The sequence below is a fragment of the Anaerospora sp. genome, from assembly GCF_032013335.1.
GTDB lineage: Bacteria > Bacillota > Negativicutes > Sporomusales > DSM-15969 > Anaerospora.
Genome location: NZ_DALZUO010000003.1, coordinates 39,747 through 55,225, shown reverse-complemented (window position 1 = coordinate 55,225; position 15,479 = coordinate 39,747). Strand labels below are relative to the sequence as shown.

17 protein-coding genes are annotated in these 15,479 nt (G+C 44.7%); 4 read left to right on the top strand and 13 right to left on the bottom strand.

The features are described from left to right. The 11 genes from RTR76_RS03840 to RTR76_RS03790 form a co-directional block, all read right to left on the bottom strand. A complete protein-coding gene (locus RTR76_RS03840) occupies positions 1–900 on the bottom strand; it encodes a ComEC/Rec2 family competence protein (protein ID WP_312516881.1) in 900 nt (299 codons plus the stop codon). Between the two features lie 80 nt (positions 901–980). Further along, positions 981–1,331 (bottom strand): type II toxin-antitoxin system PemK/MazF family toxin, encoded by a 351-nt coding sequence (locus RTR76_RS03835; protein WP_132075333.1) that lies wholly within the window; start codon positions 1,329–1,331, stop codon positions 981–983. A gap of 3 nt (positions 1,332–1,334) precedes the next feature. Then, the gene (locus RTR76_RS03830) at positions 1,335–1,613 is read right to left on the bottom strand and encodes a CopG family ribbon-helix-helix protein (protein ID WP_132075336.1); all 279 of its coding nucleotides are present in this window, start codon (positions 1,611–1,613) and stop codon (positions 1,335–1,337) included. Between the two features lie 163 nt (positions 1,614–1,776). After that, on the bottom strand, positions 1,777–3,330 hold the full coding sequence (locus tag RTR76_RS03825; protein WP_312516878.1) for an NAD(P)H-hydrate dehydratase: 1,554 nt from the start codon (positions 3,328–3,330) through the stop codon (positions 1,777–1,779). Beyond that, positions 3,293–3,709 (bottom strand): holo-ACP synthase, encoded by a 417-nt coding sequence (locus RTR76_RS03820; protein WP_312517261.1) that lies wholly within the window; start codon positions 3,707–3,709, stop codon positions 3,293–3,295. Before RTR76_RS03820 ends, RTR76_RS03825 begins: the two co-directional genes overlap by 38 nt. Before the next feature lie 203 nt (positions 3,710–3,912). Continuing rightward, positions 3,913–4,704 carry a flagellar motor protein MotB gene (locus RTR76_RS03815; protein ID WP_312516876.1) on the bottom strand — a complete coding sequence of 264 codons (792 nt, stop codon included), beginning with the start codon at positions 4,702–4,704 and terminating at the stop codon, positions 3,913–3,915. A 3-nt stretch (positions 4,705–4,707) separates the two neighbouring features. Continuing rightward, positions 4,708–5,493, bottom strand: a complete 786-nt coding sequence (gene motA, locus RTR76_RS03810; protein ID WP_312516875.1) for a flagellar motor stator protein MotA — start codon at positions 5,491–5,493, stop codon at positions 4,708–4,710. A gap of 217 nt (positions 5,494–5,710) precedes the next feature. Next, positions 5,711–6,013 carry an STAS domain-containing protein gene (locus tag RTR76_RS03805; RefSeq protein WP_312516873.1) on the bottom strand — a complete coding sequence of 101 codons (303 nt, stop codon included), beginning with the start codon at positions 6,011–6,013 and terminating at the stop codon, positions 5,711–5,713. A gap of 93 nt (positions 6,014–6,106) precedes the next feature. Further along, positions 6,107–6,484, bottom strand: coding sequence for an ATP-binding protein (locus tag RTR76_RS03800; RefSeq protein WP_312516871.1), 378 nt, complete (start codon positions 6,482–6,484; stop codon positions 6,107–6,109). A gap of 141 nt (positions 6,485–6,625) precedes the next feature. Next, positions 6,626–7,660 (bottom strand): spore photoproduct lyase, encoded by a 1,035-nt coding sequence (gene splB / locus RTR76_RS03795; RefSeq protein ID WP_312516869.1) that lies wholly within the window; start codon positions 7,658–7,660, stop codon positions 6,626–6,628. 47 nt (positions 7,661–7,707) lie between these two features. Next, the gene (locus tag RTR76_RS03790) at positions 7,708–7,902 is read right to left on the bottom strand and encodes a DUF1858 domain-containing protein (protein WP_312516867.1); all 195 of its coding nucleotides are present in this window, start codon (positions 7,900–7,902) and stop codon (positions 7,708–7,710) included. A 201-nt stretch (positions 7,903–8,103) separates the two neighbouring features. Here RTR76_RS03790 and RTR76_RS03785 point away from each other — a divergent pair, with 201 nt between their 5' ends. After that, positions 8,104–8,826 (top strand): L,D-transpeptidase, encoded by a 723-nt coding sequence (locus RTR76_RS03785; RefSeq protein WP_312516865.1) that lies wholly within the window; start codon positions 8,104–8,106, stop codon positions 8,824–8,826. 49 nt (positions 8,827–8,875) lie between these two features. Here the strand turns inward: RTR76_RS03785 and glp are convergent, their stop codons facing one another. Beyond that, positions 8,876–10,087 carry a gephyrin-like molybdotransferase Glp gene (gene glp / locus RTR76_RS03780; protein WP_312516863.1) on the bottom strand — a complete coding sequence of 404 codons (1,212 nt, stop codon included), beginning with the start codon at positions 10,085–10,087 and terminating at the stop codon, positions 8,876–8,878. Between the two features lie 66 nt (positions 10,088–10,153). After that, positions 10,154–12,244, bottom strand: a complete 2,091-nt coding sequence (locus tag RTR76_RS03775; protein ID WP_312516861.1) for a sigma-54-dependent Fis family transcriptional regulator — start codon at positions 12,242–12,244, stop codon at positions 10,154–10,156. Positions 12,245–12,600: 356 nt separating this feature from the next. Between RTR76_RS03775 and RTR76_RS03770 the strand changes: the two genes are divergently transcribed. The 3 genes from RTR76_RS03770 to RTR76_RS03760 all read left to right on the top strand — a co-directional run bounded on the left by RTR76_RS03770 (position 12,601) and on the right by RTR76_RS03760 (position 15,436). Beyond that, positions 12,601–13,998: a GntP family permease gene (locus tag RTR76_RS03770; protein ID WP_312516858.1), complete on the top strand. Its 1,398-nt coding sequence runs from the start codon at positions 12,601–12,603 to the stop codon at positions 13,996–13,998. 279 nt (positions 13,999–14,277) lie between these two features. Beyond that, the gene (locus RTR76_RS03765) at positions 14,278–14,844 is read left to right on the top strand and encodes a hypothetical protein (protein WP_312516857.1); all 567 of its coding nucleotides are present in this window, start codon (positions 14,278–14,280) and stop codon (positions 14,842–14,844) included. A gap of 10 nt (positions 14,845–14,854) precedes the next feature. Beyond that, complete coding sequence (locus tag RTR76_RS03760) at positions 14,855–15,436, top strand: CBO0543 family protein (protein WP_312516856.1); 582 nt, start codon at positions 14,855–14,857, stop codon at positions 15,434–15,436. Positions 15,437–15,479 lie beyond the last annotated feature (43 nt).

The following is a 15,479-nucleotide window of genomic DNA, read 5'->3' as shown; positions in this document are numbered from 1 at the left end:
TTATTCTTTCTCCTTGCCAATTGTATATGTTCTGCCGTCACTGGTTACCGTTACCGTTCCACTGCGATCTGTACGGTATATTTTGTACTTCTGACTCTCCAGCTTTTTTAAGGTTCCCGGATGAGGATGATGATAGTCATTACCCTCCCCAAGAGAAATAATTGCAGCTTCAGCTGCTACTGCTTTCAGGAACTCTGGCGTTGATGAGGTATTACTGCCATGATGTCCAACTTTCAGAACCGAGCTTTTTAACTCACTGCCATTATTTTTGATCATTTGTAATTCAGACTGTTTTTCTGCGTCACCTGTAAACAGCATTGAGAATGATCCAAAAATTAACTTTGCCACAATCGAATTATTGTTCAGATCAAGCTGTCCATTATCCTCAGTAAAAAAAGGTTTTTTCGGGCTGAGTATTTTCAGGCTCGCCCCTCCCCCTATGTCGACAGTATCACCTGCCGCAAGCAAAGTAAAGGGTATCTTCTTCTTTTCCACTGTCTGCATATATTTGCGGTAAGTAGCAGTAGTTGTAGTTTGCCCGCTGTCATAAACCTGCTTAACGGTAAAACGTTCGAGAACCGTTGTTGCACCACCAATATGATCACTGTGAGGATGGGTAAGGATCAGCTTATCGACAGTAGTAATTCCTTCTTTACTTAAAATTGCTGCTAATTTTTCTTTGGCAGGCGTATCACCGGTATCAATCATTGTAACCTGCCCGCCGGACCGGATAAGTATAGCATCCCCCTGTCCAATGTCCAGTACTTTTACAACTACTTGCCCGGTCGTATCAACTCCTGCCGGACGGTTGCCGGTACTGCAGCCTGCAGCCAATATCGTGAATATTAAAACCAGACAAACTGCCACTGGGCGAATTTGTCGTTGAAACCATGTAATCATGAATCATTCTCCCCATATGTATATGTAATGCTGCATAGCACTATAAACTAAAAATAGGCAGTTACCCGCCTATTCGCACGCTAGATCTGGATAAGTCCCAAGCTGACACGAATGCCTTCATCGACTCTTCCCATAACTTCTTCATTCAAATGTGTTATTTTTTCTTTCAGACGCCTTTTGTCTATTGTTCGTAATTGCTCAAGCAGAATAACAGAATCTTTTTCCAGGCTAAACTGCTTTGAACTAATTTCAATATGGGTAGGCAGCTTCGCTTTTGAAATCTGTGAGGTTATGGCCGCCACAATGATAGTAGGACTGTATTTATTGCCTACATCATTTTGGATAACTAAAACAGGCCGATGACCTCCCTGCTCCGATCCTACCACCGGACTTAAATTGGCGTAATAAATATCTCCGCGCTTTACAATCATCGATTATTCACGCTCCGACAGCAAGCTGGCAGGCATCAAGTCGTATGCTTCAGCATCGGCTACCAAGCCTTCTTCAGCTAAAGCTAAGTTAATGATGGCCATCTCCTGATATCCTCTTTTCATTAAATCGCGCACCGCTTTGCGTTTGCGGTCTTCTATATACAAACGCATCGCTTCCCGAACAAACTGGCTGCGACTGAGTTTCTCCATGGCGATTATGCCATCCACTTCCTGCAGCAAGCTATTCGGGATGCTAATCATGATACGCTTTAAATCGGCCACACCCTCACCCCCGCCATTTGCAACATCCACTAATATGACTAATTATATAAAACAGTATATAAAAATGTCAACTTTTATATATATAATATCATCTCATCAAGCATAATATCCTGCTATACAACTATACCATTTTCAGTATGGCTATTACAATGGCAAAATATGCTTACACTCCACTTTGTAATCCGGCAATCGCTGCAGGCAAAGCTTGCAGCAAGTCGCCGGCAATCAACCCTACGGCTCCGCTCTGAGCAGCAATATCACCGGCCAGACCATGAAGATATACCCCGGCTACTGCTGCGTCATGACTGGATAGCCCCTGGGCAATAAGAGCAGCAATAACACCTGTCAGCACATCACCAGTGCCTCCAGTAGCCATTCCTGCATTGCCGCTGGTATTAACGTATACATCACCATCAGGAAAAGCCACTACAGTAGGTGCACCTTTCAGAACAATTATACTGCCCCACTGGCTGGCAGTTCTCCTGGCAATTCCAATTCTATCCTGGTTGACTTGCAGGGCAGATAAGCCGGTAAGCTGTCCCAATTCACCAGGATGGGGGGTCAATATGGCCATAGTATCTGCTTGATGCATAACATCCATGTGTCCGGCAAGAGCAACAATACCATCAGCATCAATTACCAGCGGCTTTTCCACATTACGAACGATTTCCCGGATAGCTTCCTGTGTTTCATTGTGGCGGCCCATTCCAGGTCCCATAGCAATTACATCCCAGTGATTAGCCAATTCTTCCACATAAGGAGTGGACTTCAGCCCTATGGCACCGCCAGCTAATTCAGGTAAGGTCCTTGTCATTATTTCTGTTGTTTTTGCTTCCATCACACCACGCAAGCTATTAGCAACGGCTAATGTTACTAAACCGGAGCCTGCCCGTAGTGCACCTGTCGCACATAAGACGGCAGCACCTGTAAACCCGTGCGACCCCGCGAGCACTCCCACATGTCCATTCAGCCCTTTATGCGAATCAGCCCGGCGTTTGGGAAGAAGCTGCCTCACATAGCCTGCTGTAATCGTCATTTGCTGCACTGGTGCGGTTGTGAGCAATGGCAGCGGCAGACCAATGCCATCAAGCATGATTTCTCCCGCCTGACTGGCTCCGGGATATAGCAGCAGCCCAGGTTTAGGAAGACCAAAAGTCACAGTCAGGTGTGCCTTAACCGCGCTTCCCTGTATCTGACCATTATCAGCATTGACACCAGAGGGAATATCAACAGCAACAACCTTCTTGCCTGATCTGTTAATAATATCAATGACCAGCGCAAGGGGCTCACTCATTTCTCCATGAAAACCGGTTCCTACTAAAGCGTCAATCAGGCAATCAGAAAAAGTCACCGCTATGCGTACCTTATCCCAATCCCGCTCACCGGTAATTTCCATTACATCAATGCCCATACGGCTTATTACATCCGCATGAATTTGCGCGTCACCTTTTATTTTTGCCTTTTCACCAATTAAAAAAACTTTAACCTTGGCCCCGCTATTCACAAGATACCTGGCAGCGACAAACCCGTCACCGCCATTATTGCCAAGACCGGCAAAAACACAGATTTTCTTATCTTTCAGTCCAGTCAGCAAACGCTCTACTTCCCTGGCTACTGCCGAACCGGCGTTTTCCATTAATACAACACCCGGTAATTGGTACTGTTCAATTGCCAGTTTATCAATCTCCCGCATTTGGGCTGCTGTTGCTAGCTTCATTCTGTTTTCCTCCCCATAAGACAACCTGCGCGGCAGCATATTCGCGCGCATGAGTCACTGATAAATATATTTCCTGCACACCCAGCTCACCAGCCAAATTCTGATAATATCCTGTCATCTGAACAAGCGGACGGCCAAGATTATTGTTTGTAATTTCCACATCCTGCCACGTACCACCTCTAAGTCCTGTACCTAATGCTTTGAGCACCGCTTCTTTGGCAGCGAACCGTGCGGCATAAGACGCAGCCCGCTGTACTCCACGGTTTTCGCAATACGCCTGTTCAGCAGGAGTGAAGACGCGGTCAATAAATGCCTTCCGTTTGATTGCTGCCGCAATCCGGCTTATTTCAACAATATCAATGCCTACGCCTATTATCATATGCCAATCACCCTGTACTTTCCCCTGTATCTTATCAATACGGGCCTGGTTTTGCAAACAAATATCATCCCTATTTTACAGACAATTATCACTCGAGTCAAAAAATTAATAAAATCTACTAGAGTAATCCTCTTAGTGAATGTACAATTTATAAATTCTGAGATAGAAAAAAGAACCTTGACCTGATCGTCAAGGTTCTTTGCTTATCTTGCTTTTATAGGATGATTGCGCATAATCAAAATTTCTACCCGGCGGTTTTTAGCACGACCTTCAGCGGTATCATTGCCGGCAATCGGCTGATATTCACCAAAACCGGTAATACTAAAGCGTTCTGCCTTTTGCGTAGGCTCCTGCATCAGGAGAAACTTCATAAAATTCAGAGCGCGCTTTGTGCTCAAATCCCAGTTCGACGGGAATTCATATGTATTGATCGGCACATTATCCGTATGACCCGATACAAAGAGGCGCTGCGTCATCGGAGCCAGCATTTTAGCCAGTTCTCCGGCAAAACGACGGGATTCGGGCAGTAAGTCGGCATGTCCTGATTCAAATAAAGCCGTATCCTTAATGCGTACCAGCAAGCCATCTTCCGAAAGACTAGTCTCCAAATCACCGGCAAGGCCATTATTTTGAATATAATTATCAAGCTGCTTCTTGACTTCAATTAGTTGCAGTGTCTCTTCTATATAAGTCCGATCAGGCCGTATCGTCATGCTGTCAAAGCCTTTTGAATCAGAATCCGGCCCTTGCGGCCGCGGCTGCCCCTGCGTTATCTGGGGCGGACTCTGCGTGTTATCAAAAATAGACTTGTCGCCGCCTTGAAAAGCACTGTTGAAAGAAGTTGCCATCTGTTCAAATTTTTTCTGATCCACCTGAGAAGAAGCAAAGAGCACAATAAATAATGCCAATAACAGTGTCAGGATATCCGCATAGGGAATGAGCCAGGATTCATCTGCGTGTTCCTCATGATGTTCTTTGCGATGTTTTCTTGACATGGTTTAAGCCTCCGGCTTGCTAGGTTTCAAGGATGCCCGTTCTTTTTGTCCTACAAATACCAGCAGCTTAGCTTCTACAGCAATTGGCGAATCGCCAGCTTGAAGGGATAAAACGCCTTCAATCATCATGCGTTTTCTTTCGGCCTCATGCTTAGACATATTCTTAAGCTTATTCGCAAAAGGATGCCACAGGACATAACCGCTGAAAATACCAAGCAAGGTAGCAACGAAAGCTGCTGCAATAGAGTGCCCCAGCTTTTCAATATCATCCAAATTGCCCAAAGCAGCAATAAGACCAATAACAGCTCCGAGTACCCCTAGTGTTGGCGCATAGGTACCTGCTTGGCTAAAAATCAAAGCACCGGAGCGATGCCGCTCCTCCATAGCTTGTACATCTGCTTCCAATACGTCACCAACAAACTCTGCGTCTAATCCGTCAACAATCATGCTAATGCCATTACGTAAAAAAGGATCACTGAGCTCTTCCATACGGCCTTCTAATGCCAGGATGCCTTCCCGTCGAGCTGTCTGGGATAATTCAACAAATAATCTAAGCAGCTCCCCTTTTGCAATCAGTTCTTGTTTCTTGAAAAGCAGCTTTAGAAGGATCGGAAATTTTTTCAGATCGTCCATGGCAAAACCATTAAATAAACTGGCTGCTGTACCAACGAAAATAATAACTATTGCCGCAGGGTTAATAAGAGCAGCCACACTAGATCCTTTAAGCACCATTCCGACTGTAATTGTTAAAAACCCAAGGACCATACCTATAATCGTTGCTAACTCCAAGATTCAGACCTCCTACCAAACTCCAGCCTTAATGGAAAATTTGGACCTATTAACCACCAAAATTCGATTTAATCTTCACGTTCATCTTATCATTCGACAATACTTTTTGTCTACCCTGCAATGAGACCTTAGGTCTACTTACTGAGAAAATGCGACTTTTGATCTACCTGTTTCGCTACTTACTAGGTCCTAAGAGACCATTTTATGTAACCTTTAGCTATTGAATATCAAATACTTTATTCAAGCGGGTAAGCTCAAATAACTCTTTAACAGTACCTTTCAGTCCGGTAATGGCTACACTGCCGCCATGCTGCAGTGAACGTTTGTGAATCGCTACTAAAACACCTAAGCCCGAGCTATCGATGTAGTCTACGTTTGCCATATTGACGATAAACCGGCTGTAACCCTTATCAATGTTCATCAGTAATTTTTGGCGTAATACAGCCGCTTCTTCCACATATAAACTGCCATAAAGGCTGACAAATACCTGACCATCCTGAATGTTAATTTCCTGTCTCATTTCAACATCTCTCCTTGCTATTGATTCATTCTGCCTATAACTAGTAAAATCGATTAGTTCATCTTGCAGCATTTTTATGCATATCACGTATGCTTAATTGATATTCTTCCGCAGTATGATTTCATTACCATCTTCGTTAAACTCAATAACATCGGCACAATATTGCATAATAGCAATACCCCGTCCATGTTCATCCAGTTCCTCATCCACCGCCTGCCGGTTACGGTGATCAAAACCACGGCCCTGATCCCGGATACAAATGCATACCTGATTATCTTCAAGGGTCAAGATAATTTCTACACATTTTTTGCTGTCGCGGTCATTGCCGTGAAACAGTGCATTATTCACTGCTTCATTTAATGCAACAAACAGCAGATCCCCTCTGTCCGGGCAAAGTTTTAACGTAATGCTGCGAATTTGCTCTCGCACGCCGGAAAATTCATCTAAAGATGAAACGGCATAACTGTGCATATTAACCTCCTGATAATACAGGTTCGTTTCGTTATGACATACAACAAAATTCGTTCAAATCCTCCAATATCCTTCATATTCAGCAATAAGTTATTGTTAAATAATAAAACCGCCACAGTTAGTGGCGGTTTTTTCAACTTTTCAGACAAAATATTCTGTTTTGGCATCAGGGAAAAATTCGCCCGCCATGTCCACCATAGCCGTTTTCATTTCTGTCATTACATCTTTATTATAAACGTATTTGCCATACCCAAACTGACCGTATTTGAACTTACGATGCTCTTCATCCATCGGCAGGGTAGTGGCTGGGAAAATTTCCGTAATCTGATTTTTCGCACGTGTAGTATAGCGGTGAGTGATAAATTCGAACGCCAAATCCTGCCGGACATGCTCTGGAAGCTGCCTATCAAGCGCAGCAAACAGCTGCCTGTAATCATTCTGCCATTCAGGGTAATAGAAGATCGGAGCAATGATAAATCCTACTGGATAACCGGCACGGGCGACTTTACCCGCAGCCTGGACTCTCTCTTCCATGCCAGGCGTAGCATGTTCGAAGCGGGTAATTATTTTATCCGCATTGAGACTGAAGCGAAACCGGGTGTGCCCATTATGCTTTGCATCCAGCAGCGAATCAACATGAGAATGCTTTGTGACAAACCGGAACCGGCCAAATTGCTGCGTGCCGAAAAATTCAATTGCCTGTTTCAGCACCCCTGTGATGTATTCGGCCGGTATAGGATCAGAGGTCGCTGCTCCTTCAAAATACGTTATTTCCGGCTTCCGTTCGTCCATGTATTTTTGCGCCTGCTCCAGTACTTCCTCAATATTTACATATACTCGCATATACGGTTTGCGCCCCAGCGTAGTTGCCAGATAGCAATATTCACACATACTGGGACAACTGGTATTTAGAGGCAGCTGATAATGAGCCGACGGTTTGCAGCTGGCAAAATCAGTCGTCTTTCTTACCCCCACTACCAAGGTTCGCTTGGCCTCACGAAATGCTTCACCAGTGGTTTTGCCCGGTATGCCAGTAACTCTGTTATGAGAGCCTGTCATTGCAATTTCTACGCCCATATCAGTTAGATGGTTATAGATTTTTTTACCTAGCGGATAATCCAGTGCCTGTGGCTCAAAAAAAGCCCGTTTGGGTACAAAGGGTAGCATGACTGTCATTCCTTTCGGCCTGCTTTAGCCTTTATTCTTCCCAACGGGCTTATTTTTTACAGCACTTTATTCAAATCTTCCAGCAGCTCTTCTACATCAATTCCATGTATGCCGGCTGCCTTTTCTACACTTTCACCACTAGCCGAAGGGCATCCAAGACACCCCATGCCATGGGAGCGGAAAACGGCAATACTGGACGGATATTGACGAACAATATCTCCGATAATACTGTCTTTTGTTACTTTATTCAACTTGTATTCCTCCTTATTTAACTTCGAGACCCGGTTGTTTCTGCTTTGTTAGCTTTATTGTACTGCGCAGAGGACTGCAATACTGTGACCTTTATCACGTCTGCTGCATTTCCATAACAGTATTGCCAATAATTAACGAGTGTATTACCAGCCTGCCATTGACAAGCTAAAAGCATATCAGTTGAAAAGCGAGGTGCAGCTATGTTGCGTTTCATCCTGACCGTCCTGCTTCTTGCCATGAGCCTTACCGTGCCTGCCCAAGCCGTTCGCCATATCACCGTCAACCTTCCTGAATACCGTCTCAACCTCATTGAGAACAACAAAGTTTTAAAGACCTATATTGTTGCCGTAGGCACCCAATACGAGCAAACACCGACTGGTACATACCGCATCTTATCCAAAGAAGAGTTTCCCACCTGGTTTCCCGGTTCAAAATTTGAAGATCAAACACCTGTGCCTTACGGCCCTGATAACCCGTTAGGAACAAGGTGGCTGGAATTTCAACCAACCTTCGGCATTCATGGGACAAATAAAGGATGGGATATTAACTATCCTGTATCCGGTGGCTGTATTCGCATGCATAATCAGGATGTACAGGAATTATACGAGTATGTAGAAGTCGGGACTCCAGTGATCATTTCGTATGAAACAATGGTCTTCGAAGAAAAACCGGATGGACTTTATGTGGCAGTGTGGCCTGACATATATCATCGTGGACTCAATACAATACAACACTTCACCAGTCGCTATGCTGCTTACCAGCTAAATTATCCGAATGGTCGTATCCCTCAGTTCCCCAAACCGGGCATCAACGGAGAAGATATTCTTCCGGAAAAAATAGCATTACCTGCTGCTGCGGCTATACCTTCACCATTAACATTGCTGCCGCCTATTCCCAAAGCACAACAAATAAGCATTGAATAAAAAAGCAAGCTCCTAACCTTTGACGAGAATGTCAGGTCAGGAGCTTGCTTTATTCCACAAGCAGTAGCGTTTCTAACCATGTGCCTTCAGCCAGCGGCGGACTGTCTTCAGGCACAACCAGGAGAGCATTGGCACCCATTGCTGATTTCAGCATGCCATGCCCCTGCAGTTTGAGCGGCTCTACCAATAAGCCCTCAGGCCCCTGCCAACAGCGTGACCAGATAAAGCGTCTGGCACCACCGCATTTAACAAAAGGTATTGTCAGCTGAGCCTTGACAACCGGGCGCCACCAGTTTGTCCGTCCGGCCATTTTCAGTAGTACAGGCCTGATTACTTGCTCAAAGGCGACACTAGCTGCTGCCGGATTGCCGGATAAGCCAATGTACAGCTTGCCATCCTTTACTCCTGCCAGCACAGGCATACCAGGCTTCATACTAATCCGTTCAAATAAAATGGTAATTCCCAGCTTGGCAAATACCTCACCGATTAAGTCATAGTCCCCTACCGAGGCCCCTCCGGTAGTAATGCACACATCAAAATCATTTGCACCGGTAATCATGCTACTAATTTCGTCAATATCATCCCTGGCAGTGCCCAGCAGCAAAGGCTGAGCACCGGCTTCCCTCACCATGGCACTGAGCATGTAGCTGTTAGAGTTGCGAATCTTGCCGGGAACAAGCTCCTGGTGAACTTCAACCAACTCACTGCCGGTAGCAACCAATACCACACGGGGCTGTTTAAATACCAATGGCCGGGCTACCCCCAAAACCGCAAGCATCCCCATAACGCCCATATTAATAACACTTCCTGGAACAATGACTTTTTCTCCGGCAGCAATTTCTTCCCCCTGGCGGCAAATATTGAGATTCAAACCCTTTCCATTTAATACCTGAACTTGCTTACCCGACACAATAGTATCTTCTACTCGTACCACTCCGGTTGCCCCTGCCGGTATGGGTGCTCCAGTCATAATCCTGCAGGCCGTACCTGCCCGAACTGTTTTTTGGCTGACTTCGCCTGCTGCAACTGAATCAATTTCAGTCAGCACTACCGGTCGTTCCGGCACTGCCAGAGCAGCTTCATCTGCCAAAAGAGCATACCCATCAAGCGGCGAACGATCGAACGGCGGAAAATCACTCTGTGCAATCACTTCCTGTGCGATTATTCGCTGCCAGCTCATTTCCAGGCTAACTGACTCAACCGGCTGAACAGCCGCCTGCTCGAGCAGCGCCTGCTGGGCTATTTCTAATTTTACCGCCACATTTCAGCACCCCTTTTATTCAGCCTTTCGGTAGCACTCTCACGTAATCCTGCCGCCAGCAGCAGATTATTCACCATCAAGGATCTTATATTTCTTTAATCTTTTATAAAAGCCAGACCTATGCAATCCCAGCAATTGAGCAGCCTTACTCTTATTGCCTTCCATTGCCTCAAGAGCCTTACAAATCGCCTGTCGTTCGGCATTTTCCAGTACGCTGTAGATATCAGCTGAAGTTTCTTCCACCACTTTATACGATTTTTTAATGGTCGGCGGCAGATGTTCAAGCATAATGAACTCTTCATCATCCATTAAATTCACTGACCTCTCTAGCACGTTTTCCAGTTCCCGCACATTTCCCGGCCAGCTATACTCAGTAAAAAGTTTCATCACTGCTGGCGATATTCCTTTAATTGCTGTATTAATGGTATTGCTGATTTTTTGCAGCAGAACATTGCACAACAGGGGAATGTCTTCGTAACGTTCTCTAAGGGGTGGCAGACTTAGTGAAATGATATTAAGGCGATAATACAAGTCAGGACGGAATTTCCCTTGCTTTACTAGCTGCTCCAGTTCTTTGTTTGTTGCTGTAATGATCCGCACATCTACCGTACTGGTATTCGTTCCACCCAGCCTTTCCACTTCTTTTTCCTGCAGTACACGCAGCAGTTTGACCTGCATTGCCATCGTCATATCGCCAATCTCATCCAAAAAAATAGTGCCGCCGTTTGCCAATTCAAACTTACCGGGCTTACCACCCCTGCGGGCGCCGGTAAATGCCCCTTCTTCATATCCGAACAACTCGGACTCCAATAATGGTTCAGGAATTGCAGCACAATTCACCTTGATAAAAGGACCATTGCGCCTTGGACTGCCCTGATGAATAGCATGAGCAAACAGTTCCTTACCTGTCCCGCTTTCACCTAATATCAGCACTGTCGAATTTCCTTTTGCTGCTTTAGCGGCAATCGTTTTAAGCCATTCCATTTTTTCGCTGCGGCTGATAATGCTCTCAATCGTATATTTACCGCCGTAAGTTTTATGCAATTCTTCCTTATAATACTCCAGCTCAGACTGCAATTTATTAAGTTTATTCGCCATCGTCCGCAAATCTTTTACATCTTTAAACAGCACTTTGCCTACCGCCCCTGTAATTTCCCCATCCTTAATGATCGGAATTCGGGTTACAACCACATTATTTTCCCCGATGCGCTGCACTTCACCTATCTCAGCTTTGCGATTCTGTACAACAAGGTGCATCCGGGTATTAGGGATAATTTCGGTAGCAGGATGCCCGATCGCGGTAGTGGCATCAATCCCCAAAAAGTCACCGTAAGCCTGATTAAGCATCGTAATGATGCCCTTTTCATCTACAACAACAATACCTTCAAACATGCTTTCAATAACAGATTCTAAAATACTTTTTAAGTCTTTAACACTTTCCAGTTCAGCAGCAACTGCCTGTAACTCCGTTATATCCTGAAAAACATTGACTGCCCCTAAAATTCTATTCCCCTTGCGAATCGGAGAAAGATTCGTTAGCACTTTGCACGATCCGACCAATTGCTGTTGATTGGTTTCACCAATTCCCATTTTCAATACTTTACGCAAACCGGAGCCAGGAATAACTTCGTCAATACAACGGCCTACCGACTGCTGAGCCTTTATTCCGGTAATTTGTTCAGCGGCCTGATTGAACAGCGTAATAATACCATCCGCATTAATTGCTATAACTCCGTTGCAAGTTGAATTAATAATCGCCAGGATTTCTTCCGCTAAAAACGTAGCATCTTCAGAAAGAAAGCGCATAAAATCAGCCTGACTTACTATTCCGGCAGGGCAATTATTATCATCTACTACTGGAATGAGCTCGTGCCGGTTAAATCCATGCTTTCGCTGGATCTCCTTCACCTCATCAGATATATGCAGCGAAAAAACGTTTTTTTCCATTACATCTTTTACTTGCCTACGAAAAAAAGCAGGCTCTGTAATGGCATTTACCAGATGAGTCTTCGTAAGCATGCCAATAAGCACACCTGTTTGATTTACAACAGGCAGCCCGTCAATATCCGCCTTTTTAAAAGTTTCAGCCGCTTCCTGCAGCGTCATCTCCGCAGAAATTGGTACTGCCTTACGATTAATGATATTATTTATGTACATCTAGCACCTCATAAGTGTAATAACATATGTACAGCATACTTCCACAATAGCATCTGCAAATCCTTTTGCAGATTTTTTTCTTTGTAGAAATTCTATTAAAATACTCGTTTTTTTGTACGCATCCAAACACACACATTCCTCAAAAACGTACACTTTTGTCACAATCAGCATTATCCATTGTTTATTTTTAAGATAAGACCACCTTTCTAATCAGCGTTTCTTCTATATTTTTAGATAAAATTCAGACTTGGCACGGAAATTGCGAATATAAAGTATGTCAGATCTGTGAAAGGAGTTGAAATCCCGCTTAAAGACAATTTTCGGCAAATTTAAATTTTTCAGGAGGTACACATATTATGGAAGTTTTCGGCATTATTCTTAGTTTGTTTTTGCTCATGTTTTTTGCTTACAGGGGATATTCGGTTATCCTTTTTGCACCAGTATTTGCACTGCTCGCTGCTGCACTTTCGGGTTTGTCCGTTATGCCGGCTTATACCGAACTATTCATGGCCAAGGGCGTTACCTACATCAAGTCATTCTTCCCAGTATTTCTATTGGGAGCCGTATTCGGCAAGGTAATGGAAGAAACCGGTCTTGCCAAAGGCATTGCTCAATACATCATTAAAAGCCTTGGTCAAGAACGGGCCATACTAGCCGTAGTATTGGCCGGAGCAGTATTGACCTATGGAGGGGTAAGCCTCTTTGTCGTTGTTTTTGCTGTTTATCCGTTCGCCTCTGCTTTATTCCGGGAAGCTAACATTCCCAAACGCCTTCTCCCAGGCACCATTGCCTTAGGTGCTTTCACCGCTACTATGGACTGTCTGCCTGGCACACCACAAATACAAAATTTAATCCCTACCAATTTTTTCGGTACTAATATTTACGCAGCACCAACTCTCGGAATAATCAGCGGCTTTGCCATCTTTACTCTGGGCATTATGTGGCTTGAACGGCGCCGCAAGGCAGCTAAAGCTGCTGGTGAAGGCTACGGTAATCATACGCTAAACGAGCCAGAAATCCGTAATGATGTTGACCTTCCTTCCTGGCAGATCGCTATATTGCCGCTGCTGACTGTTTTAGTTGTCAATTTTACAATGATTCGCTTCTTTAACTGGGACCCCAGTCTCCTCGCTCCCTTTACAGCTATGAAATTACCGCTTATCGCAGCTTCTATTAAAAACGTAATTAGTATCTGGGCTTTAATTGTCGCCTTATTATGCGGCATTATACTGGCAGTAGTGCTCGGCTTCAAGCGCTTACCGGCAGGCGGGCTTGCCAAAACATTGAATGCAGGCGCCCTCGGCTCACTGCTGGCAATTATGAACACTGCCTCTGAAGTCGGCTATGGCAACGTAATTGCTTCCCTTCCCGGTTTCAAAGCGATCTCCGCTGCACTTATGGGTATTAAAGTAGGTGGATCACCGCTTGTTTCTGAGGCGATTACCGTTAATGTTCTTGCTGGCATCACTGGCTCAGCCTCTGGCGGCATGTCGATTGCGTTAGATCTCATGGCAAAAGACTGGCTGGCCTGGGCTAATGCCATTGGTATGTCTCCTGATATTCTCCATCGCGTTGCCTCTATGGCCTCCGGTGGTATGGATACACTTCCGCATAACGGAGCCGTAATTACATTGCTGGCTGTTTGCGGACTCACTCACCGTGACTCCTACGGGGATATTTTCGTAATGACTATCATTAAGACAGCCATGGTATTTGTCGCTATTACCATCCACAGCCTTACCGGTATACTCTAATTTCAAAACAAAGCAAGACAGGCCCGTAATTGGGCCTGTCAGCGTGTAGACAACCGTACCTGGAAGGAGATTGCCGCGTCGTTTTACTCCTCGCAATGACAATAAAGTCGGGTGTCATCGCGAGCGTAGCGTGGCGATCTCTTTTGCTGGATTACTTTTGTCGCCAGTCTCACAGGCCCGTAATTGGGCCTGTTTTTTGTTTGTTAACTTTGGGATGCAGACCTATGCCTTGTGGCATAATATGCTTGTCTTAAACAAGTTTTGCCTGGGAGGCAGCATATGTTCTTTTCTGTGACAGGTATGGCGGTTGAAGTGGAAATGCAAAGACTGCTTACTTCTGCCCACATTGAAAAATGGATACAAGATGTATTTCACTTTCAGTGGTTTTTGTTACTAGGATTGTCTATCATCGCCCTTAGCATGTGGTGGAAACTGCTCAATAAGGTAAGACTGCCAGAAGTCCTACTGTATGCAGTCTTTACCACCATTATTATGATGGGCGTTGACGAATGCGGCGAAGAATTGACACTCTGGGTTTATCCAATCTACTTATTTCCGGTATTTCCGGTTATAACAGCAATCAATTTGACATCTGCAATTCTGATGCTATCCATTACCCACCAGTGTTTTACAACCTGGAAAAGCTTTAGTACGGCTACTATCGTGGTTTCCGGCTTACTAGCATTTATCCTGGAGCCTGCCTTTTCCTTCATTAATTTATATCAATTACTGAACTGGAACTATGGCTATAACTTCTTGCTATACGTTATAGTGGGACTACTCGTTCGAGGAATTGTTGCTACTCTTTTCTCTATTGCCCATAATGCCCAAAGAGATTCAAACTAAGGAGGCGCTTATGTTTTCTGATGCAGAAACATCTGCTGCTGTAGAATTGCAAAAGCTGCTGACACACCTACGCATGAATGAATGGCTGCAGGAAGACCTTTTTCACTTCCGCTGGTTCTTCCTGATCGGGGTTTTTGTTTTTTCCACTCTTGTCTGGTGCAAATTAGTTGATAAATCCCGTCTGCCGGAAATTACCTTGCACGCCGGTTTAACTGCCATTATTACTCTCATCTTGGATGAGATGGGGGAGGAAATGACTCTCTGGGAGTATCCTGCTGATATCTTTCCAATATTTCCACCTTTATCAGCAGTAGACCTGGCCAGTCTTCCCATGATCTATTCACTCATTTATCAAAAATATCCAACCTGGAAAAGCTTTTTCCAGGCGACACTGATGATGGCGACTATTTTCTGCTTCATCCTGGAGCCGCTGTTAGTATGGAGCGGCTTTTACGAACTGCTTAAGTGGCGATATTATTATGGCTTCCCTATCTATATCACGATGGCAATCTTCATTCGCTGGCTAGTTATAAAAATATATGCTCTTGCTGAAAAGGCGAAAGCATCACCAGATTGCAAAGAAAAAGAATGAACCGTTTGAAACCTTCTTGTTTCAGACGGTTCATTCTTTTGTG